Here is a 22,286-nt window from a genome sequence, read left to right on the forward strand (position 1 = left end):
CCATGGTAGGAATCAAAGATATTGCCCAAAAAGCGGGTGTCTCCATATCCACCGTTTCGTATGCATTGAATGGCAGTCCAAAAGTGACCGAGGAAACCCGTGCGCGGATTCAAGCGATCGCAAACGAATTGAACTATGTTCCGAACATGGCTGCTCGCACACTGAAACGCAGACAAACCAACATCATCGGTGTTTATCTCGCCGATTATGCCGGAAGTTTTTATGGGGAATTGCTAGATGGCATCAAGAAAGGGTTGGAACTTTTCGGCTATGAAATGATCGTCTGCAGCGGCAAGAAATCACACTTGTTTATTCCTGAGCGGATGGTGGACGGTGCCATCATTTTGGATTGGACGTTTCCAGCAAAGGAAATCGAGCAATACGCCCAACGAGGGCATCAAATCGTCGTGTTAGACCGTGTCTTGTCTCATGAAAATATCCATCAAGTCTTGTTGGACAATAAAGGAGGGGCGGCGCTGGCGATCGATCGCTTGATCGCTGGACAAAGCCAAAAAGTCTTCCTCTTAGCAGGGCCAGAAAAAGGCTACGACAGTCGGGAGCGCTTGGAAGCCAGTACGAAAGAATTGACGCGCTTTGGTATTCCTTATGAAGTCATTCCTGGTGACTTCACGGAACCTTCTGGTTATCGAGCGGCAAAACAGCTCTTAGCAAATGATCCCCAGTTTCCCATTGATATCTTTGCCTTCAATGATGAAATGGCGATCGGTGTCTACAAATATGTCCGCGAGACCGACTATCGCATCGGAAAAGAGATCCGCATCATCGGGTTTGATAACACGGAATTAGGCGCTTTTGTGCAGCCGCGCTTAGCGACGATCTCCTATTCGAAACATCGATGGGGGATGGTTGCAGCTGAGAAAATCGTACAATCGATCCAAGGGGAACCAGTGGCGGACGAGCATATTTATACCACTTTTGTGGATGGTGGATCATTTATTTAATTGATCCATTAAAGGAAAAATAGTTGAAAAAGGAATGGTGAAATGGGGAGGATTTTATCTTACAGAACATACCAAAGCAATTGATGGAGAAAGAACTATTGAAAGAAGTAAACCAATTCAAAAGTTCCAGATGGATGTTAATGAGATCGCCGAAACTTTAAATCAGGCAACACTCAAGAACAAATCAGTAGCTATCTAAATTGAAGCGCATGATCGAGATGGAAATTACTTTCCTAATATAGTTGGCCATATTTAAGGGGCATGATGAACTAGAAATATATGTTGGTGGTAATAAGGTTGGCTATGATAAAATTAGGAATATTAAAATAGCTAACATAACCAAGTGGTCGGGCAAAAGTAACCTCTTATAAAAAGTACTCACAAATTATTAAATTATATTAGCGATAATTATTTAAAGTTAGCTTTCTGATATAATAGTTTGCAAAGGAGTGCTAAGATGATTAACTTTTTAAAAGGTTTAAAAATAAGAATCCTATATATATATTCAATGATTTCGCTACTTATAGGTGTCTATTTAAGTGTAAATTGGATTCCTGTAAGCGTTGAAGGACTAAGCAAATCCCAAAAACAGGAGCTTTTAAGAGAAGGATCAATCAACTGGGAACTTGGTGTAGTTTTTAAGGTATTAGCCCTGATACTTTTCTTGGGTGCACTAGTAAAATCCATTATATATATCTTAAACAAAAAGAGATAAGCGTAGAGCTCATCTCTTTTTATACTATCTAGAAACTTCGTGGATCACTTCGATTTTATAAGGAATGATAAAGCCTGCTCTTTGCATTGCATAACAATAATTGTTTCCAAATCCCACCTCGAAGTTGCCATCATAACCATTTAGCTCCCATTTGAAATCAAATATATCCGTAACCTTTACTTGAGTCCAATAATTTCCATTGGCTTGTTTCTTATAAGTTACTGTGTAACTAACTCCACGTAATGCTGTGTGAAGTTGGCCGCTTAGAAATGTATAACTTCCTGAGAAAGAACCAGATTTTTTACCTGTAGAAAATGCTTCTTTTTTAAGTCTAGAATAATAAGCGGTCATTAACTCCTCGCCGTCTACAGTCTTTGCCCAGCTATCGTTTTTATTAACATATGTCGAAGGCTTCCATGTTGGATTCCAATAGTAATTCTCAGCAGAAATAATGGCGTGCTTCATATAAGCAGCAGTCTGATTGTGACCTTTTTTCTTAACCATTGATATACCTTTATTGTATGCAGCAATTGCAGCCGCATAAACTGGATTTGCAGGAGTTACCGATGATCTAGCACCTATCTTAGACTTTGGTTCAACATAAAAAGGATCAACTGATTCGGCAACGTCCGCTTTATACTCTTCCAACAATGCATCTTGTTCGGCATCATAGGAATTTAAAACTGTTAAACTCTCATTTAAAGATGCGTTGAACTCGTCAGCACTATCAGAATCTTCAAACATTCTAATTACACCATCAATATAATCTCTATTGGACTCTTCATTGGATATTGCCTCATTAATTAATGATTGATTAGTTTCATCTATCTCAAAACCATTCTCATCTGCATAACCATTTATTTGACCAAAACTTAAAACTGATATACCAAACACTACACTAATTAAAAACTTCTTCATTGTTTTAATCTCCTTTTTAATTATTATTTTACTAACAAACTTAATATACCATACTATAATATATAAAAATCATTTTAATTTATATTTATATCCTAAAAATTTTGTAATACGTAGGAAAGGATGTAAAATTGAACAAAGTTGAATACGATAATATGCAAGTAAATCTTCGTTCTTTGGGGCACAAACTTGATTTTCAATGCATAATATTCGTTATACTGTATTATTAAAAAAGGAACATAATAGGGGGTTTATGAAAAAAGTATAAAAATATTAGGGTTTATCTTGTTGGTTATAATTGGATTTGTAGGGGGCTATTTTCTATCTGTAGATCCAGCTAAAGACTTCTATGGTGATTGGTATGGTGTTGCTAACGAGGGGAAGGAGAGTTTTCTTTTAGAATAGATAAAGAAAAAAATAATCGATTATGGAAATGATGATTATAATTCACCTGGTTTTCCTTACACAGTGAAAAAGTCTGGAAATGGATTTTATATTGAAGTGTCTGATGATGAGCTAAAAAATATTTTTCCCGAATTAATAAAATTTAAGTATAAAAACAATATGACATTTTTCCTGAATGATGATGAAGAATCAATTGAGTACTTTGTAGCTATAGATGGTTTTTTGAATAATGTAAAACTACATAAAACATCCTTTGAAGATTCGTATAACAAAACCGAAGAGTCAACCTCACAAAGTCTAATAGCAAGTGAAACAGAAACTTCTTGCAGTTCTTTGCTTAATGAAACTCATTCATCAGAAACGACATCATCAATTGATTCTCCAAAAGTATCAGATCTAAGTGAAAAAATTGATTCATTTATTGCGAATTATACATCAATTCCACCAGATTAGATTATGGAAAAGGAACTTGATGGAATTACAATAAGAGCAACAAACTTTACTGCAACAAATGAAGCCGAGGCATCATCTATTCAGTATCATTTGCTAATGGAGAGGCAACATCTTGCAACGATGTATACGCACAAGTCATTGGAGAATAATAGCTATTTTCAATAGAGGCTAATATGCAAAAAGATAAATCTGAGCAGGATGAAACTCATTCTAGCTCAGATTTTTTTGAATATTACTTTCCTTGTTTTGTATTCATATTTGATAGAATCATTCATACCACTTATCGTCCTCTTAGTTTGTTTATTTTGTCGTGATTTAATCATATTAGAGAACGATATGTTTTTTAATACCGAAAATGAAAATGAGGCTGAAGAATCAATTTTGACTCATCAGTCCCATAAATTATAGAGCCTTTCTTGCGGCTTTCTTTTATGGGCTTTTGTCACAGTCTCTTTTTTGCGTTATTTCAAAAATAACTTTACTTATTTTATCGAAATCAGTGATTTATAAAAAAAATAATATTTTTTATTTTGTTATTTTATGTGTGCTGAAATTTTTAAATAACGTTTTTTATTCATTTTTTGATTATAACATTATCATTAACTACGGAGAGAAGACGGGAAGCGTTCTTTTAACTTACTATTTTTGGCTTATATAAAAGACCTTTGGAACATTAGTTTTTGTCAAATATTTTAACTTTCTATTTATTTTTCTCATCTTAATTTAATTTATAGTGTTGATTTATCCCTCGTTTTTTGTATGATTTATGAAAGAGAAAAGCATTTTTTTGAAAAGAGTCGATGATTCATCTTGATAATTTGAGCTTTTTTTAATTGATGAGTAGTTAATAGCTGTAAGATGTGGAAGTTACAAAAATTGGAATTATGAAAAAACAATTATAATCATAATTTTGAATGGAAGAAAAAAAGAATTATAATTCTCTTTCGTCAACTCGCTAAACTAAGAGTTGTAACACAGGGCGTGCACTGCGCGATACGTTTATTTTTTTAAGATAGGAGGGATAAAGTGAAACGGTTTTTAACAACTTTACTTGTTTTTCTACTAACATCAGGTCCGTGTTTTTCATATGCAATGGTAGTGGCACAAGCCGAAAGTGTTACAAAAACAAGTGAAGAACAAAGTATGTCTTCTTCTGACCCTGTCGTTTCATCGATCGACAGTCTGGAAGAGACGAACGAAACTGAAGTGCAAGCATCTAGCGAACCTGCTTCGACAGATTCATCTACAGGAGCCACTGACACAGCTTCAGCTGAAACAGAAGCTTCATCGGAAGCTGCAGAAGAAGTACAGGTGACCTTTCTGACAGACACGGAGCATGTATTTGCTAACGGGGAAACCCGCACTCAGATCAGCAAAAACAAAGGGGAAGCACTAAAAGAAAGTGATTTACCAGTTTTTGAAGATGATACTGCTTTTGAAGGTTGGTCGTTAGATGGTACGGTCTATACAAGTCAAGCGCTGACCGAATTGATTCTCACGGAGAATCAAACCTTGACCGCTGTTTTTAAACCGACTGTTAAGGCAAGAGCGGCGGACATCTCGTTGGCAGAACAATCGATCAAAGAGATCATTGCAGAAGCCGATAAAACGAAAGTGATCGCTGTACCAAGTCCAGCTGGAGATGATTCAGCATATGCAGAATACACCAATAGTGCTGAAGGGATTCGTCAAGCGTTGTTCGATATGTATCAAAACGGCAATGGCCAAGAATTTGCTTTGTATGTTGGTTCGGGTGGATCGTTGTCACTGCCAACGAATCTGACTTCAAAGACGATTCCAGCCACAATTGATAATACCAACATGACTTTCTATGCACTACAAGGAAAAGTCAGCCGCTTGATCATCACAGGTCATGGCGATGATCCCATCACAGATGCGACAACGTTGACTTCTGGTAGTCGAACAGTTGCACTTGGCACGGACATCTACTTCGGTTCTGATGTAGTGATTCGAAACCTCAACTATACGGGGACGAGAATGTACATGAATGGGCATAGTCTTTCCTTGAACGGTGGTTCCACCGGCAATGGCCTTTCTATTTATGGGGGAAGCAACAATGGCGACCTTACTGGAAATCCGACGATCACTGTAAATGCGACAGGCTCTGGAACTTGGAACATCTATGGTGGGAATCAAAGCGGTGGTACATTGACTGGGAATACAGCGATTGTCGTAAATAATACGGTGGGCGGCATCAGTACGATTGCAGGAGGTGCCAATATTGGTACGATTGATGGGAACACGAATGTTGCAATCAATCGCTTGAATGGGACATTAGGCAGTTATTATGGCGGTGGTCTTGGAACAAATGCTTCCAATACAGCCAATGTGACAGGAAATGTTGAAACGACGATCCAGACGACCAATACAAGCTTTCGCTTAAGTGCTTTTACTGGTGGCGTTCAATATGGAAATATCGGTGGTACAATCCGCAGTACGATCTCTGGTGCAGGCGGTTGGTCAGGCACAGCCAATCGTTTCATAGGGGGTTCATTTTATGGCAACATCGGCTCTGATCGTTCTAAGGATGCCATCGTGACTAACCTAGATGCTAGCAGTTATTCCACTGGACGTAGTGAATTTGAAGGTGGCAATCGGAATACTGGTACCATCACAGGGAACATCGTCAACACCGTGAAAGCAGGACCGAGTGCCAGCGTCGGGGGGATTGGTGATTTTAACGGCGGCGGGGGAAACAACGTTAGTACCTTGACTCAAAGTTCAATGGGGGCTTCGAATACGACGACGTATGACAATTATACCCCGGAACAACGAGCAGCACTGGCAGAAGCAGCGGCAAGTTTTAAAGTTTATGGCGATATCACTTCTCATCTAGTCAGTGGTTCCTTTTCAAATGGTGCGATTTATTCGACGGCAGCTGGTCGAGGCGGCTATGTTGAAGGAAATACGACGATTGAAGTTGGCACGATCACTTCGGATGGTAGTCCTGGTGGAGATGGGATTGCTTACACAGGAACCAGACCAACGAATCTAGATTACTCAACAACCAACAAAACAAGAGGAAACGCCTCTGGTTGGGACATCGTTGGTGGCGGTGGTTATCCTGGTACGGCTTGGGATATCTATATTAAAGGAAATACCAAAACGATCTTAAATAACACGGTTGCTCGCTGGACCTACGGTGGCTCCTTCTCAGGTGTCATTGAGGGGAATTCTTCCAATACTTTGAATTCGGGGATCGTCGATACGCTAGAAGGAACAGGGTATACTGGACGCCGCGTTTACGGAGATGGACGAACGACAGTAAATAATGGGCAAGTAGACTGGTTTTTATCTGGTGGCGGCTGGGATGACTTATTAGTGACCGGCAATGTCGCAGTAACGGTTTATGATGGGGTGATCAATGCTTCACTCGGTGCCTCTTATGGTGTCGCTTCTTCCCACACTATTAACGGAAACTCAGATAATCGAGTGTTTGGCGGGAACTTCTCAGGCACCCCGCGTACAGGGTCTAATGGTTTTTCAGGCGGTGTTACGAACAATGGACGGTTATTAGGAAATGCTAGTTTGACATTGGATTTGAGAGATTACGATGGTGAGTTTGCCCTTCCTTCAGGAACGAATATCTCAGGAGGTAATCCGTTTAACAGTACGAATATCGTTGGGACCGACAGCTCCAATACGATTACATTGAACATATACACAAAGCCGGGCTCAGATGCACTGAATGGTGCAACGATCTATGGCGATGGTGGACGGACTGCTAGCAATACAAGAAGCGGCAAAATTTATATGAATATCCAGGCAGAAGGATCAAGTATCGGGAATTTATACACCACGTACTATTCCAATATTTCTTCCAGCCAAATTTTAAGAGATGTCGAAATGCGGGTTCAAGGAGCCAAAAGTATCAATGGGATTTCAGGCGGAAATGCGTCAGACAACTTTACGAACACGATCGTAGCCAACAGCAGCAATCAAGTGAAGATGAGCTTTGGTGAAAATGTCGATGGGACAGCTTCTTATCAAACTGATCCAATCGCTGTGACGGGTCTGGGAATCGTCAACTTTACCGAATTGAATGTGACAAACGGCATCAAGCTAATGGCCAATGGGGGAGACATCAAAAATGGCCGTTCAGCCACTGCTGTCAATCACGCAACGACCTATCATCAGTTCGGTGACATCCATCTTTCCAAGGATGCCGGTATCGGTATTTCTTCTGCAACGAATTTGATTTCAGGCGCGAAGTTAACGGTGGAAGACAAAGGGACGATTGAGTCACCGCCGGGAACGGGGCGAATCAATCTTTCAGATTTCGCAACACCAGATACGGACAAAGATCATTTAACGTGGCTGAAAACGACGACCAATGATGCAGGTTCTCGAGTCAACAGTCAAGGGACGTGGTTTGGAGCGGTTAGTGCCTATCAAGTACTGACTATAAATCCAACTGCTGCTAATGCTGCAGCGATCACGCCAATCAACTTCAGCGGGATCGAAAAAGCGACTGGGAAAACCTTCATCGGGGACAACGATGTGACCAATGCAGCCAACGGGTACGGTATTGCGATACCAGGTTCGATCATTAACTACGAAGTCGAAACACCGGGAGTCGCTAACGGGATTGGCGCCATTAGTCACAATGTAACGGCAGTCAAAGAGAACAATACGCCGCTGACCTTGCAAGCATGGGGAACTGAGCAGGCGGGGACACAGGTGCAAAAAGGGCGTTTATTGATTCCCTACACGGTAACGGAATTGCCAACATTGACGTTTACACCAGAAACCCAAACGTCCGGTTCATGGGTCTATGCGGGGCAAATCAAATCCAGCAAGCTGGATAGCACGGATCAGCAGTTGACGGAACAACCAGATTCAGAGCCAGTTGACTGGACGAGTCCTGATGGGGAGTATAGTTACGATATTAGTGTCCGCTACTCAAATAAGGCGGAAGTCCAAGCCCGCAATGTGATCCTTACAGAGCAAGAGGCACAATCGCTGACCAAAGAACAAGCCGTGACTTATCTCGAAGCCAGCGGGCGTCCTTTCTTTAAGGATACGCTGACAGATGAGGTCTTAGCTGCGATTCAAGAACCGTTAGAAACAGCGGTCTACCGCAAACAAGCGATCACTTTTTCAGTAGGGGAAAACGATCAGAATCAGGAAGAAACTACCGTGAATCTGGTGGTGGTCAAAAATGAAAGTGTCATTTCTGCTGATCGGCAATTTGCCGTCTATGCAAAAGATGTCCGTTTGAACTTACCAGAAGCAACGGCGCTGACAGATGAAGCCGCTTTGGCAGACTATACCCAAGCAACCACGATTTTTGCAGATAATCGGGCAAATATACCACCGACTGTCGATCCGCAAGCTTTTGCCGCGATCCAGCAAGCAACGGAAGATGAGCTGTTGAAAAATGTATCAACGGCTTACCATTATGAAGCAGGCAGTCAACGGGCAGAAAAAGTCGTCAATGTCGCAGTTGCCGGCGAGCTTATTTTAAGCAGTGTGCCAACAGACTTTGATTTTGGGCAGCAGAAAGTTGCCACAGAAACACAAGATTATTGGCCAACGATCACAGGTGAGCTAGCGGTGAAAGATACGAGAGGGTCCGAACGGAGTCCATGGCGCTTGACGGTCAAAGAGCAACAGCCATTAACGGATGGGACAGATCAATTAACCGATGTCTTCCGCTTTGTGACAAACGGTCAAGAACAGATGATAACCAGTGGGGAAATGATCATCGAGGAAACGGAATTGACAGAAAATGGCACATACGTCGTGAATCAGCACTGGGGCGAAAGTCAGAATGAAGGAATCAAGCTTACCGTTCCAGTCGAACAGCAAAAAGTTGGGGACTATCAAGGAACCCTGAGCTGGCAGCTGGTTTCGGCACCTGGCAACCCATAAAGGCAGGAAAACAAATGAAAAAAATCATGATCGGTATTATTGCTGGCTGTCTATTAATATTTCCTCAGCTCGTTTCAGCAGCCGAAGCAGGTGCTTATGACAGCAATGGCATTACTTCCTTTTTCGGCGTCTATGAAGAACCAGTTGAGGAGCCAGAAGAGCCCGTAAAAGAACAGCCAGGGAATAAACAAGTTAATCAAAAAGGCAACAATATTCTGCCGGCAACAGGATCAGATCACTTCAATAGCTATCAAAGCAGTGGTCTTGTCGTTTTGTTGGCAGCAGGAATCATTTTAATCAAAAGGAGAACAAAAAATGAAAAAACTTTTCTTGACGGCAGGCATTCTATTGATGAGCACTGCTCTGTTACCAACAACCGTTAATGCCGCTGAATACACTTCAAATGGAGCAATCACTTTTGAAGCGGACCCGAATCCAACCAATCCAGTTGATCCGACCGATCCAGAAAAACCAGTGGATCCCGTCGATCCAACCGATCCAGATGGACCAAATCCTGGAACAGCTGGACCATTATCGATTGATTTTGCTTCAAGTTTTCAATTTGGCAACCAACTGATTACTTCTGAAACAAAAGATTATTACGCACAGCTGCAAGAGTTCACAGCTGGCGCTGCTGGACCAAACTATGTGCAAGTAACAGATAAACGAGGAACGCAAGAAGGTTGGTCATTGAGTGTTGTGCAAAACGGACAATTCAAAACGGCTGATGACGAAGAGCTAGTCGGCGCTTCATTATCGATCGCCTCAGGTGCAGCAACTTCAGTCACCGATATGCAGTATGCACCAACAGTTACTGCAAGTCATACCTTTGTACCCGATAGTGAAATCACCTTGGTCAATGCACCTGTCGGAAAAGGAATGGGAACTTGGATTTACAAGTTTGGGAACGATGCAACGGAAGGGTCAACGGCAGTAAAATTAAACGTACCAGGCAGTTCCGTAAAATTAGCCAAAGAGTATCGGACGACATTGACTTGGAATTTAAAGAATGTCCCTGAAAGCAATTAAAATCACTGATTTTCAGTAAAAAAGATAAAGGAGTGTCAAATAGAAATGAAAAAAACAGCATGGGTCTTTTTAAGTCTTGCCGTATTGGCAGCAGCGAGTGCAGCAACCGAGGTTTCAGCAGCCGAAGCGGCTTCTTACACCTCAAATGGGGCGGTTGATTTTATTCCAAATACCGATCCGACGAACCCAGTCAATCCAGAAAACCCAGATCCAGAAAACCCGGTCAATCCTGTGGATCCAACCGATCCCGATGGACCAAATCCTGGAACAAATGGCCCGTTATCGATCGATTATGCCTCTAGCTTAGATTTTGGTGTCAATAAAATCTCCAATAAAAACGAAGTTTATTATGCACGAGCACAAGGGTACTTGAATGACGATGGCACAGCTTCTACATTAAAAACTGCCAATTATGTCCAAGTAACTGATAATCGCGGTAGTAATGCCGGTTGGCGGTTGTCTGTGAAGCAAAATGGACAATTTAAAAATGAATCGACGTTGAATCAAGAATTGACTGGTTCTGTCATCACCCTAACAAGCCCTGCCGTTAAATCAAATGCGATTGGCGTCACTGCTCCAGTGGCAGAAGCAACGATCACGTTGGATGCAGCCGGTGCTGAATCAGTGGTGATGACCGCAGCAAATCAAACAGGTGCTGGGACATGGGTCAATGCTTGGGGAAGCGTTGAGTCGATCACTGAAATAGACAAAGATGATCAAGAAGTACAAGCCGATATTACCAAAGCAGTCGCACTTTCTGTACCAGGCAGCACCCCAAAAGATGCCGTTAGCTACACGACTACATTGACTTGGGTATTATCAGATACACCAGGAACGGAAGGATAAGGAGTATAGACATGAAAAAAACACTAGCATTTCTCTCAGTATTAGGCTTAAGCCTAGCAGCACCAGTGCTGGCACAAGCAGCGGACAGTGCAGAATACAACTCAAATGGACAAATCACCTTTGAACCAAATACGGATCCAACTAATCCAATCAGCCCAACGGATCCAGATCCAGAAAATCCAATCAAACCAGTGGATCCAACGGACCCAGATGGACCAAATCCGGGAACGAACGGACCGCTATCGATTGATTTTGCTTCAAGCCTTTACTTTGGCACACAAAAAATCACCTCAAAAACAGAGATCTACCATGCGGAAACTCAAAAATATGTGGATTCAGTTGGTGATAATCAAGAAGGACCGAATTTTGTCCAAGTGACAGACAATCGGGGAACAGAGAGCGGTTGGACATTGAATGTTCGCCAAAATGGTCAGTTCAAAACAGCGGAAGATCAAGAATTGACTGCTGCGCAAATTCGTTTGACGAAGGGAACTGTGGTAACTCCTTCATTGTCACCAAAACCATCAAATGTGAGCGCAACGATCACATTGAATCCAAATGGTGCCCAATCCTTAGTGATGAGTGCCCAAGATGGCGAAGGGGCAGGGACCTATTTAATGAGCTGGGGCGATAGTTTAGCTGCAGCCATGGATAGCATTGAGTTGGAAGTTCCAGGCTCAACGACGAAATATGCCAGCCAATACAACACCACATTTACTTGGTTACTAACAGACACACCAACCAACCCATAAGTACCAGCTTTCTCCTTGAACCTCGAAAGGGTTCAAGGAGAATACATAGAAAGAAGGGACATCCATCATGAAAAAAATCAAACAGCTTTTGGCGCTCCTATTCGCAAGTATTTTCTTTTTTGTACCAACCATAGGAACCGCTTCTGAATTTAACTTTGCCGTCAATCCAGTGATTCCAGAGAATCAAATCGATAAAGAAAAGACTTATTTTGACTTAAAAATGGAGCCGGGAGCGGTTCAAACTGTAGAAGTCCAATTGCGCAATGACACCGATCAAGAGGTCGTCATCGCGCCAGTGATCGCTTCAGCTACCACGAATCTAAACGGGGTCGTGGAATATGGCGAAAACGACATCGAAGCGGACGAAACCTTGCCTTATGATATGGCTGATTTGATTGAAGTGGAGGAAGAGATCACGATCCCGAAACAATCCCAAATCACCTTACCCTTAAAGATCAGTATGCCCTCAGAACCGTTTGAAGGGGTTATTGCCGGTGGTTTGACCTTGAAAGAAACGACAGCGGAAACCGATACTGCTGACAGTGAAGAAGACCAAGGGTTAGCCATCAAGAATGAGTATGCCTATGTCGTTGCGATTTTACTCCGTCAAAATACAACAGAAGTCACGCCGGATCTAAAACTGCTGGATGTTGGACCGGGACAAGTCAACGCCCGCAATACCATCAATGTTACGTTGCAAAATCCTGAAGCAGCTTACTTAAATTCCTTGCGGTTGATCAATGAAGTGAGGAAGAAAGGTGATAGTGACGTCTTGTATGCTTCAGATACCTCACGAATGCAAATGGCACCTAATTCAAACTTCTCGTACCCAATTTCCTTGGAAGGACAACGTTTAGAAGCAGGGACCTATGTGTTGACTTCCGTGGCCTACGGTGGGAAAAGCGATGAAGGACAATACAAAGTGGAGAATGAAGAAGGCGAGGAAGAAAGCTATCTCTATAAATGGAGCTTCGAAAAAGAATTCACAGTGACGGGAGATGTCGCTCGTGATCTTAATAAGAAAGATGTGACGATCGAAACAGATTACACGTGGCTTTACTTCTTGATCGGCGGTCTGTTGCTGCTGCTCGCCTTACTGCTGCTTTTATGGTACCGACGAAAGAAAAAAAATGAAACGGATGAAGCGTGAGCACCTTGAGAAATACTTGATCGATGGCTTGATCATCGCAGGTATCCTCTTGTTGGCACTTCCTTTTTTAAAAGAAAGCATCGTCAGTTGGCAATTACGCACAAGCGAATTGACGATAGCGACCCAGCTGCCGACAACGATTCCAGAAGAAGAAACGATTCAAATGCCGGCTCTAGGGGATGTATTGGCTCCGCAGTCGGCAACGATCACCGGGTACGGCTTTGTTGCAATTGAAGCGATCGAGTTCCAGCAGCCACTATTGGTGGGGCTAACCAATCAGCAGCTGCTGAAAGGCGGTGTCGTGATGTTTCCGGAACGTTTGTTAAAAAATAACAATTTTGTCGTTTTAGGGCATCATCTCGGTAGACAAAGTTTGTTATTTGGTCAATTGCTAGAAGCACAGGTGGGGATGGAAGTGTCCGTAACCTACCTCGAGGAACGCCAGCAGTATATTATTATCGATAAAAAAGTCGTAGATGAATCCGACTTGTCGGTTCTAACAGATGACCAGACACCAAAGTTGACATTGATTACTTGTCCCACACCTACTCGAACAGAAGAACGCTACGTGCTGACAGCGATTCCTGTTGAGCAAGCAACTGCCGGACAGTCGCAAAACACAGCGACCATGGGCAGTACGTCACAAGGCGCGAGAGTGATGGCTAAAAAACAAGAAATGTTATGGAGACAACAATCTAAAAAAAATTGGTTTCTTTTATTTGTTATTTTATTTATAATTAGTGGATGTCTGCTTGGCGTTCACAAACTGTTGAAACGTTCAGCGCCGTAGAAAGAGCATCAAAAAGAAGCTCTGTTGATAAGGAGGGTGAAGAAATGAAACGCAGATTTGGTTTTGTCATTGGTGCCTGCATGATTATTGGAATGATCGATCTTGTCACAGAACAAGTTGTTTTTGCGACTATCTATAATCCGCTAGACCCCTCAGAAGAAATCGTCCCAAAGGATCCGCCAGAAGAAATTACGGAGAAAGCAGATGAACCGCCTGCAGAAAAGGAAGAATCCAAAGAATCACCGGCTCCTGAACCGGAACCTGTTCCGAAAAAAGAACAGGAACAATCCGCATTTCCAGAAAGCAGTTTTTTGGAAAAACAGAAGCACTTAGCACAACGAGTCATGTTGGAAGATGTTTTTGCGTCGGATCGTTTGGCTGTCGATTTAGCACTGCCGGGAAATAATACGGATGGTGACGGGGATGACAAACCTTCGTATCTTGCCAGCTTATGCTATTTATTTTCAGGAAACGTTCTTTATGGCCAAAAAAATAACGGAGGCTTGAAAACGCATGTTTGTGACATTTTTGAATAAGGCGGACAAACGAAAATTGATGATGCTACAATATTTGGAAAACGCAGTCGCTCTTTCTGAAACGAAGGAAACATTGATGGATCAATTGACCATGTCGGAATTTCTGATCAACAAAACCGTTCAAGAATTGAATCTTGATTTTTATGAACTAGGATTGAATGAGGAATTTGAGATCGTGACCGATGGGACGGTCATTAAATTGAATGCCTCCGGGCTGGCAACTTCTGACACACTACTGACCTATTATCTAGATCAAGCGTTAAAATTTTCTATGTTGAAAGAATGCTTTTTTGAGCAATTGTCTTCTTTATACGAATTTGCTACCAATCACTATCTAAGTCATAATCCCGTCTATAAAGAATTTAAACAATTCAAACTGATCTTGAAAGAATACGACATTGAAGTGACGAAAGAGTTTCAGCTGGTTGGTGAAGAAAGTGAGATTCGGGAGTTTATTTTTCTCTTTTTTATGAAGGAATATTATTTGAACCATTCCCCTTTCCCAAAAGGTATCTTGGACAAAGAAAAGACGTTTGATCGATTCAATGAAAGTACTTGGCTGAATCCAGAACAGTCTGCCCGCATGCGGATTCGCAAGAAACATTATCTAGGCATTGTTTTAGCGCGGATGTCTAAAGGACATTACATGCAAAACAATGTGGAAAATGATTTAGTCTTACCCAAACATTTAGTGATTATTGAAGAATTGAAGCGCTGGTTACAAGAGATCTTGACGATCACCGATCAAGAAGTCCTAGAACGTGAGGCACGAGATATTTTGCGCTTCTTGATCGTTGAAGGCTGGTTGATCGACAACAATAGCTACATCGACCAAGAACAAACCTATATCCAACAATTAAACGAGCAGTTTATTCAGGCAGTCCAACAGCAGTTTTCGCTAGCCACGGACACGTTGGCACTGCTTCATGCCGAAACGACTACGATTCATTACCAGCTCCTGTCGTTTTCTTTTAGTTCTCGCTATGAGTACCAATACATGGATGTCACGTATTTTCTTGAGACGTATCCTGAATATGCTGCCTTTTGCCGCAACTATCTGGAAGAAAGTCGTAATCGACCGATCTTATGGAACAATAAAGAGTTTTTGTTTTTTAGATACCTAATTTTATTAGTTTCTACGATTCCACTAAAAGAGATTTTGGTTCCTTTATATGTCTGTGTTGATTTTTCGTTTGGTGATTCCTACAACCAGATGATCAAAAAGAATATTGAAAAAATTCTCGATTTGAATGTGCAATTCCAGAGTTACCCAGATGATCATACGCACCTGATTCTTTCAAACCTGCCATTTTATGGTGCGTTGGGGATCGACCATATTTTATGGCTAGCACCACCTAGACCCATCGATTGGGCCAATTTTACTGAAAAAATCAGCGTGATTCGCAGAGAACAATTTCAAACCAAAACGGCACAGTGAGCATCTTGCCGTTTAACTATCGAAAGCAGCGTCTGCCTCAAATGAAGGCAGGCGTTTTTTGCAGAAATCTACCATATGCAAAAAGCACACAGGGATCTATTGCCCTGATGAAGTGTTCGGATAAGGTCTGTGAAAAAGGACCATTTGATAGGATTTTTTTTTAGTAGAAAATTTGGTATGATAGAAAGAGAAGAAAAAGAGGTGCCCTATGATGGATGGGAAACAAACGAAGGCTGTGATTGGCCAGACATTGATCACCCTTTGTGAGACCAAAGAAGTGAATAAAATCAGCGTACAGGAGATCGCCGAAAAGGCGCAAGTCAATCGGCAGACGTTTTACTACCATTTTCCTGATAAAAAAGCTTTGATCCAATGGATCTATCGGCAAGATGCCCTGATTTTTTTGACGACAGAAGATGTCTCCCTTGATAACTGGGAAGAAGCCGCCTTGCGCATGCTGAAAGCAATGAAACAAGCGCCGGCCTTTTACCGCAAATCACTGGCTTATGACCGCGAGATCTTAATGAACGGTTTTTTACAGATCACAGAACCGCTTTTTCAGCGCTTGTTCTTGGAGGTCGATCAAGAGCAGCAATTGACGAAACAAGACATTCTATTTTATAGCCGATTCTTTTCCTACGGCTGCGGAGGCATTTTGGAAAATTGGATTCACAACGACTTTCCAGAGACCCCATTAGAGATTGCGACGCAATTGTTTCGTTTGGCGAAGGATGTGGAATTTTTTGGCTACCAAATCTATGAAAAAGAGGAGCAGTAAGCGATGACGAAAGTTTTATTTGTTTGTTTAGGTAATATTTGCCGTTCCCCCATGGCAGAAGCTATTTATAAAGCAGAAATAGCAAAACACAAGTTGGATTGGCAGATCGATTCGGCAGCGACCAGCTCATGGGAAGTCGGACATTCTGCTCATCCCGGAACCAAAAAAAGACTGCGTCAAGCAGGGATCTCTAGTGACGGTCTTATTTCACGGCAGATCACTGAAGCGGATTTTGCCACATTTGATTGGATCATCGGCATGGATGCGAACAATGTTGAAACACTTCAAGCGCTAGCACCTGCCGATACGACCGCAAAGATCCGTTCGTATTTGAGTGTTGTTCCTGGCAAAGAGGCTGAGGAAGTACCAGATCCTTATTATACAGGAGATTTCGAAGAGACCTATCAACTGCTGCAAGAGGGGATTCCTTATTGGCTAGAGGTTATTTCTTCTGAAAAATAAGGCGTTTTCGCTTGTATTTTATCAAAAATTTGCTAAAATAGAACCATGGAAATGCGAACGTATGTGTGGTTTTAGAAACTGCTGCAACGCGCAGAAAGGAATGTCCAATGGAAAAGAAACCATCGCCCATCAAACAATTGGGCAAACTCATTGTGATGACATCCACAACGTTGCTGGATACCTTTTTCAGTGATGATGCTGACAAGAAGAATCAGTCTGAGAAAGTCAAAGAAATCCGGCGAACGCTGCAAGAGGCAGCCGCTGCCAAGCATCTGGTCGTGCTGCAAGTAAAAACAGAGAAATTGGGTGGTTTTGAAACCGTTACCGGCTGGATCGTCGGCAAAACGGTAGCAAAAGAACAAGTTGTCTTGAAATTACAAAGCGACCGTCAGCAGCTGCGGATTATTCCCCTGCATCATGTGCTGAAAGTTAGCACCTTGAATACAAAACCCGGCTTGTAAACAAGCCTGTGCATAGCAAAAAAACCGCTGCGTCATTAGACATAGCGGTTTTTTAATTGCTAGTTACGCGTGCTTGTTTTTGACTTCTGCGAGTCGCCAAGCGGTCATCACAGCGATCAGTTCGTAAGGGATCGGCTGTGCAAAAGAAAACTGGACCGCCCCTTTACTGGTCTTGTATGGTTGTAAGTCCTCTTGGAAGGCCGTGATCGCAGAAGGCGTGGGATAAAAGCCTAGATGCTGTTTGGCGCAGGCAAAATGTACGATATTTTCTCTCTGATGATAAGTAGGCATTTGATAACTGATCTTTTCAACCGCTTCAGGTAAAACGGCTTTGATGGTTTGACGGACCTTTCTTAAAATCGCTTGTCGTTCTGCTGGAGCTGCTGCAATGTATTGGTCAACTGTCGTAATGGCTGTTGTCATAGGCCACCTCCTGCCTTTAGTATACGGCAAACCCCGTAAGAAAAAAAGGAGCCTGTCAGTGGGTAGCTGACAGGCAAGGAGTAAAAATGAAAAGTGTTAGTTAGGGTTGTTTGTTGGGTTATGTATACTATACTGTCCAAATATGAATTTTTTGTGGAGAAAAGATTGGAAAGTGTTTAAGTTTGCTGGCTGCGAAAATAAGTAAAAAAAGACCCGTCGGTGGGTGGCCGACGGGAAGGAGTTAAAAATGAAAAAGTGTTAGTTAGGGTTGTTTGTTGGTATACATAGAGTATACGAGATAAATATGAATATTCTGTGACAAATCTTTTCGGAAGTTCTTAAGAAACCGTAACGGTTTGGTTACAGAGAAAGGTTCTTTTCATCAAAACGGTTTTTCAACGTACGATACAAATCAATGTATTGCCGATCGTCTGCCGCATAATCCCAAATATAACTCATTTTTTCTGGTTTGAGTTTTTTCATCAACTGATTGGAACTAACGATGACATCATAATTTTCTTGCTGGTTTAGATCATAAGGTTCTGCTGCTACGAAGGTCAAGTCATGTAGGAATTGATTCAATCCTTGAACGACTAAGAAATTATCTTCTAACGCAACCCCTACCCGTAAACGATTCGAATAACGGATTTGATCATAAAACGGCAGCAGGGCGTGGGTATACATCGTTGCCATCTGCTCTTGGTTTTCATCATTGATATAGTCCACCGCTGATTCTTCGCGATAGTTCGTTAAGAATTCATCGATTTTTTGCTGCAGCTGCTCTTCAGCAGACCCGCGATTGATCGAGGGTGTCAGCAAGCGATAGATATTTGGAAACGGCTGACGGAAAACGTAGTTGCCGAAAGTCACATTGATTAAATTACCCACGACCAATGGCTCGTCTAACAGGCCAGGTTGTGAAGCAAAGAAGGTTGCTTTCATCTCTGCTAACAAGTCTGCGACTAACGGATAAACTGGGTTTTGTTTGCTTGAAAAGAATTGCAAGGTTTGTTGCAAAGCTTCTTCTTCAGGACTCAAGTAGAATGGGAAGATTTGCGCCATCAAATAAATAAACCCTGATTCGCCTTTTAATTGTTTGTCTGTCATTGAAACTTCAGGATCAACGACTTGTGTCAAACGCTCAAAATCGAAATATGGATTATTTTTCATCAGGAAATTGTACCGCTTGTCGTATTTGGCAAAATTCCCTTTTTTGATTCGTAAAAGAATCAAGGCGGCGAAATACTTCAACTCTAATCGGCCAAGATAAGAATGAGTCATTGGGAAATACTCCGTGAATCGATCCACCATTTTTTCTGTCTCACTCTCAGCGATCGCAAATGGCCATTCTATTCCACGAGTACCTAACCAAATGATATTGAATAGGGAGAGCCGCACAAGACGCTCATCGCCCACTAAGTTTGATTCAGTGTACGTAAAGCGAAGCTGAAATTGCTTCAAATGTTTTTTTAGATGTTCAAATTTGCGAGACACCGTTGAACGACTGACATCGTATTTTGCACAAAAATCCGTGATCGTAGGATTGTCTTCATTCAGCATGTAAAGAACATATAAGAACGGAACGCTTTTATTCAATAAATAGAAGCGGTATTCATCGATCGTTACCGCGATATTCTGAGGCTGTAATTTACCGCCACGACCGAGTATCGACATATGATCCGGAGTTAACTCAGTTAGATCTTGGTCGATCTCAGTCAACTCTATAAAAGCTTGTTGGTAGCTTAACTCCATTTCCTTTGCCAATTGTGCGATTGGGTGGCTAGGGTTTTGCAGAGTCAGCATACGCCGGAATATTTTAAATTTAATTAATGTTTGCGGGTCCATCATAAGTTCTTCATAAAACATAGGTATCCTCCTTTGTGGCTCTATTGTATCTTTTTTTTACGAAACTGTCAGTCTTTTTAATCAAAAAAATAGCCTACCCTTTAAAAAAAGGTAGGTTATTTTCATCTTTTTAACTAATTTAGGCTGAAACAGGGTCTTTTTTGAACCACGACCATAGCAAACCGATCAAAAATCCGATCGCAGCTGGTACGACCCACCCCATCCCGATTTGGAAAAAGGGCAGATAATCTGACGCAAAAGACAAGATTCCTTGCACGAAAGCGTTGTTGGTAATCACTGCAGGACTTGCATTTAAGCCGTCGATGATTGCAGCGATCAACGTGAAGTATGTCGTCATTCGATAGACACTGGCACGATGGTTAAATAATGGACTGATGATCGCCAACAAAATCAAAGTGATCGCCAGTGGATAGATAAACATCAAGACTGGAATAGAAAACTCGATGATATTGGTCAAGCCGACATTAGCGAAGATCGCTGGTAAGATACTTGTCAAAGCGATAAAGAATCCGTAGCTTTGCTTTGGAAACAATCCAGCAAAGGTTTCGGAAAAGGCCGTGATTAAACCAATGGCGGTTTTTAAACAGGCAGAGATGACGATCAATGCCAATAGCAGACTGCCGACAGTGCCAAGGTAATGGTTGGCGATTTGTGCCAAAGCGATCCCACCGTTTTCGCTGATGGGAAACTGGCCTAAACTTTTGGTTCCCATATAAGAAAGTAAGGTATAGATGATCCCCATCAACACGATGCTGACAGAGCCGGAAAGGATCGTGTCTTTTGCGACCGTCGCAGGTTTCTCAACCCCCATATTGCGAATCGTTGAGACGATGATGATCCCGAAGGCTAAAGATGCCAGCGCATCGAGAGTATTGTAGCCGTTGGTGAAACCAGTAAAGAAAGCATCGCTTTGATAGCTAGGATAGATCGGCGCATCGCTGATGGTTCCTAGTGGTTGCCAAAAGGCAAAAAAGAGCAAAACTCCTAGTAAGACCAGAAACAAGGGATTTAGAAACTTCCCTACATAATCTAAGATTTTGCTAGGTTTGCGTGAAAACCACCAGGCAGCTCCAAAAAATAGGGCAGAGAACAACGCCAATAACCAAGTTTGCATGTCTGATGAAACATGGGGAGCGATCCCGATCTCATAAGAAGTAGTAGCCAAACGAGGCAGAGCAAAGAATGGCCCAATCACTAAATAAAGCAAAATCGTAAATATCATTGCATAGCGGCGATTGATCCGAGAAGCTAATTCAAAAACACCGCTGCTTTGGGAAACGCCAATAGCAATGACCCCTAAAAATGGCAAGCCGATCCCTGTAACTAAAAAGCCAAGGTTGGCTAAGCCGACATTCGCGCCAGCTTCTTGTCCCATGTGAACGGGGAAAATCAGATTTCCGGCACCAAAGAAAAGACCGAAAAGCATTGATCCAACATACATATAATCCTTAAACTGTAACTTTTTTTCCATAAATGAAAGCTCCTATAATTCCTTAGTTTTAAAAAAAATAACAAAGTTTCTAACAAATAGCAATGGTTTTTTGTGATTTTTTGATAAATTCTGACAATTCCTCCTCCTGCAATAAAAAAACACTTAGCATTGAATTCTTCCAAGCTTACTGAAAAAGGACGAAAAAGCTCGGAAGAAGACCGCTAAGTGTTTCAAGACAGAAAATTAATTCAACACACGGGAAAGGAATTCTTTGGTGCGTTGCTCTTTTGGATGAATAAAGATATCTTCAGGCGTCCCTTGTTCGGCAATGACACCTTGATCCATAAAGATGACCCGATCAGACACTTCTTTGGCAAAGCCCATTTCGTGGGTAACGATCACCATCGTCAAGCCAGTATGAGCTAACGTATTCATGGTCTTCAACACTTCACCGACCATTTCTGGATCTAGCGCAGAAGTCGGCTCATCAAACAACATGACATCTGGATTCATCGATAAGGCACGGGCAATGGCTACCCGTTGTTTTTGTCCACCTGAAAGCTGGGAAGGCTTGGCATTGGCATATTGAGCCATACCGACTTGCTCCAGATTTTCTTTGGCAGTCGCTTCTGCTTCTTTGCGATCACGTTTCAAAACAGTGACTTGGCCCGTCACGCAGTTTTCTAATACATTCATATTGTTGAATAGGTTAAAGGATTGGAAAACCATTCCTAGATGCGTACGGTATTTCGGCAAGTCATAGCCTTTTTCCAGCACATTTTCACCTAAGTAGATGATTTGCCCACTGGTTGGTTTTTCTAATAAGTTGATGCAGCGAAGAAGTGTAGATTTTCCTGAACCAGAAGAACCGATGATCGTGACAACTTCTCCTTTATTAACAGACAAACTGATGTCTTTTAAGACTTCGTTGTCGCCAAAACTCTTTTTTAAATGGTCAATTTCAATGATTGCTGACAT

At 41.9% G+C, this 22,286-nt stretch carries 20 protein-coding genes; 15 read left to right on the forward strand and 5 right to left on the reverse strand.

All coding sequences use genetic code 11. The annotated features are described in order from the left end of the window. The first annotated feature begins 2 nt into the window (after positions 1-2). Both IGK85_RS01695 and IGK85_RS01700 read left to right on the forward strand, forming a co-directional pair. Positions 3-962 (forward strand): LacI family DNA-binding transcriptional regulator, encoded by a 960-nt coding sequence (locus IGK85_RS01695; protein ID WP_005227180.1) that lies wholly within the window; start codon positions 3-5, stop codon positions 960-962. A 457-nt stretch (positions 963-1,419) separates the two neighbouring features. Further along, positions 1,420-1,677, forward strand: a complete 258-nt coding sequence (locus IGK85_RS01700; protein WP_008376271.1) for a hypothetical protein — start codon at positions 1,420-1,422, stop codon at positions 1,675-1,677. A gap of 24 nt (positions 1,678-1,701) precedes the next feature. Here IGK85_RS01700 and IGK85_RS01705 read toward each other — a convergent pair whose 3' ends face one another. Then, positions 1,702-2,595, reverse strand: coding sequence for a hypothetical protein (locus IGK85_RS01705; RefSeq protein ID WP_008376269.1), 894 nt, complete (start codon positions 2,593-2,595; stop codon positions 1,702-1,704). A 465-nt stretch (positions 2,596-3,060) separates the two neighbouring features. On the opposite strand from IGK85_RS01705, the gene IGK85_RS01710 reads away from it, so the two are divergent. The 13 genes from IGK85_RS01710 to IGK85_RS01770 all read left to right on the forward strand — a co-directional run bounded on the left by IGK85_RS01710 (position 3,061) and on the right by IGK85_RS01770 (position 17,587). Further along, positions 3,061-3,450, forward strand: a complete 390-nt coding sequence (locus tag IGK85_RS01710; RefSeq protein ID WP_035006360.1) for a hypothetical protein — start codon at positions 3,061-3,063, stop codon at positions 3,448-3,450. 1,026 nt (positions 3,451-4,476) lie between these two features. Further along, a complete protein-coding gene (locus IGK85_RS01715; protein ID WP_008376262.1) occupies positions 4,477-9,345 on the forward strand; it encodes a hypothetical protein in 4,869 nt (1,622 codons plus the stop codon). A 14-nt stretch (positions 9,346-9,359) separates the two neighbouring features. Beyond that, the gene (locus tag IGK85_RS01720; protein ID WP_008376260.1) at positions 9,360-9,728 is read left to right on the forward strand and encodes an LPXTG cell wall anchor domain-containing protein; all 369 of its coding nucleotides are present in this window, start codon (positions 9,360-9,362) and stop codon (positions 9,726-9,728) included. Next, positions 9,661-10,374 (forward strand): WxL domain-containing protein, encoded by a 714-nt coding sequence (locus tag IGK85_RS01725; protein ID WP_016609549.1) that lies wholly within the window; start codon positions 9,661-9,663, stop codon positions 10,372-10,374. The genes IGK85_RS01720 and IGK85_RS01725 overlap by 68 nt, the downstream gene beginning before the upstream one ends. A 45-nt stretch (positions 10,375-10,419) precedes the next feature. Beyond that, the gene (locus tag IGK85_RS01730; protein ID WP_008376256.1) at positions 10,420-11,220 is read left to right on the forward strand and encodes a WxL domain-containing protein; all 801 of its coding nucleotides are present in this window, start codon (positions 10,420-10,422) and stop codon (positions 11,218-11,220) included. A gap of 11 nt (positions 11,221-11,231) precedes the next feature. Next, positions 11,232-11,972: a WxL domain-containing protein gene (locus IGK85_RS01735; protein ID WP_005232357.1), complete on the forward strand. Its 741-nt coding sequence runs from the start codon at positions 11,232-11,234 to the stop codon at positions 11,970-11,972. A 67-nt stretch (positions 11,973-12,039) separates the two neighbouring features. Further along, the gene (locus IGK85_RS01740) at positions 12,040-13,122 is read left to right on the forward strand and encodes a DUF916 and DUF3324 domain-containing protein (protein WP_008376254.1); all 1,083 of its coding nucleotides are present in this window, start codon (positions 12,040-12,042) and stop codon (positions 13,120-13,122) included. Then, positions 13,112-13,912, forward strand: a complete 801-nt coding sequence (locus IGK85_RS01745; RefSeq protein ID WP_008376252.1) for a class A sortase — start codon at positions 13,112-13,114, stop codon at positions 13,910-13,912. Before IGK85_RS01740 ends, IGK85_RS01745 begins: the two co-directional genes overlap by 11 nt. 44 nt (positions 13,913-13,956) lie before the next feature. Beyond that, a complete protein-coding gene (locus tag IGK85_RS01750) occupies positions 13,957-14,448 on the forward strand; it encodes a hypothetical protein (protein WP_008376250.1) in 492 nt (163 codons plus the stop codon). Continuing rightward, positions 14,426-15,886: a helix-turn-helix domain-containing protein gene (locus IGK85_RS01755; protein WP_008376248.1), complete on the forward strand. Its 1,461-nt coding sequence runs from the start codon at positions 14,426-14,428 to the stop codon at positions 15,884-15,886. Before IGK85_RS01750 ends, IGK85_RS01755 begins: the two co-directional genes overlap by 23 nt. A gap of 208 nt (positions 15,887-16,094) precedes the next feature. After that, entirely contained in the window at positions 16,095-16,664 is a 570-nt protein-coding gene (locus IGK85_RS01760; protein WP_016611448.1) for a TetR/AcrR family transcriptional regulator, read from the forward strand. Between the two features lie 3 nt (positions 16,665-16,667). Then, on the forward strand, positions 16,668-17,126 hold the full coding sequence (locus IGK85_RS01765; RefSeq protein WP_005232347.1) for a low molecular weight protein-tyrosine-phosphatase: 459 nt from the start codon (positions 16,668-16,670) through the stop codon (positions 17,124-17,126). A gap of 107 nt (positions 17,127-17,233) precedes the next feature. Beyond that, entirely contained in the window at positions 17,234-17,587 is a 354-nt protein-coding gene (locus IGK85_RS01770) for a hypothetical protein (protein ID WP_005232346.1), read from the forward strand. A gap of 63 nt (positions 17,588-17,650) precedes the next feature. Here the strand turns inward: IGK85_RS01770 and IGK85_RS01775 are convergent, their stop codons facing one another. The 4 genes from IGK85_RS01775 to IGK85_RS01790 form a co-directional block, all read right to left on the reverse strand. After that, positions 17,651-18,010 carry an iron chaperone gene (locus tag IGK85_RS01775; protein WP_008376242.1) on the reverse strand — a complete coding sequence of 120 codons (360 nt, stop codon included), beginning with the start codon at positions 18,008-18,010 and terminating at the stop codon, positions 17,651-17,653. 360 nt (positions 18,011-18,370) lie between these two features. Next, complete coding sequence (locus IGK85_RS01780) at positions 18,371-19,876, reverse strand: helix-turn-helix domain-containing protein (RefSeq protein WP_005232342.1); 1,506 nt, start codon at positions 19,874-19,876, stop codon at positions 18,371-18,373. 118 nt (positions 19,877-19,994) lie between these two features. Next, on the reverse strand, positions 19,995-21,347 hold the full coding sequence (gene brnQ / locus IGK85_RS01785; RefSeq protein ID WP_008376239.1) for a branched-chain amino acid transport system II carrier protein: 1,353 nt from the start codon (positions 21,345-21,347) through the stop codon (positions 19,995-19,997). 204 nt (positions 21,348-21,551) lie between these two features. Continuing rightward, positions 21,552-22,286, reverse strand: coding sequence for an amino acid ABC transporter ATP-binding protein (locus IGK85_RS01790; RefSeq protein ID WP_005227196.1), 735 nt, complete (start codon positions 22,284-22,286; stop codon positions 21,552-21,554).

This window comes from Enterococcus sp. AZ015, assembly GCF_050499225.1.
In the GTDB taxonomy this organism is placed as follows: Bacteria; Bacillota; Bacilli; order Lactobacillales; family Enterococcaceae; genus Enterococcus_D; species Enterococcus_D entomosocium.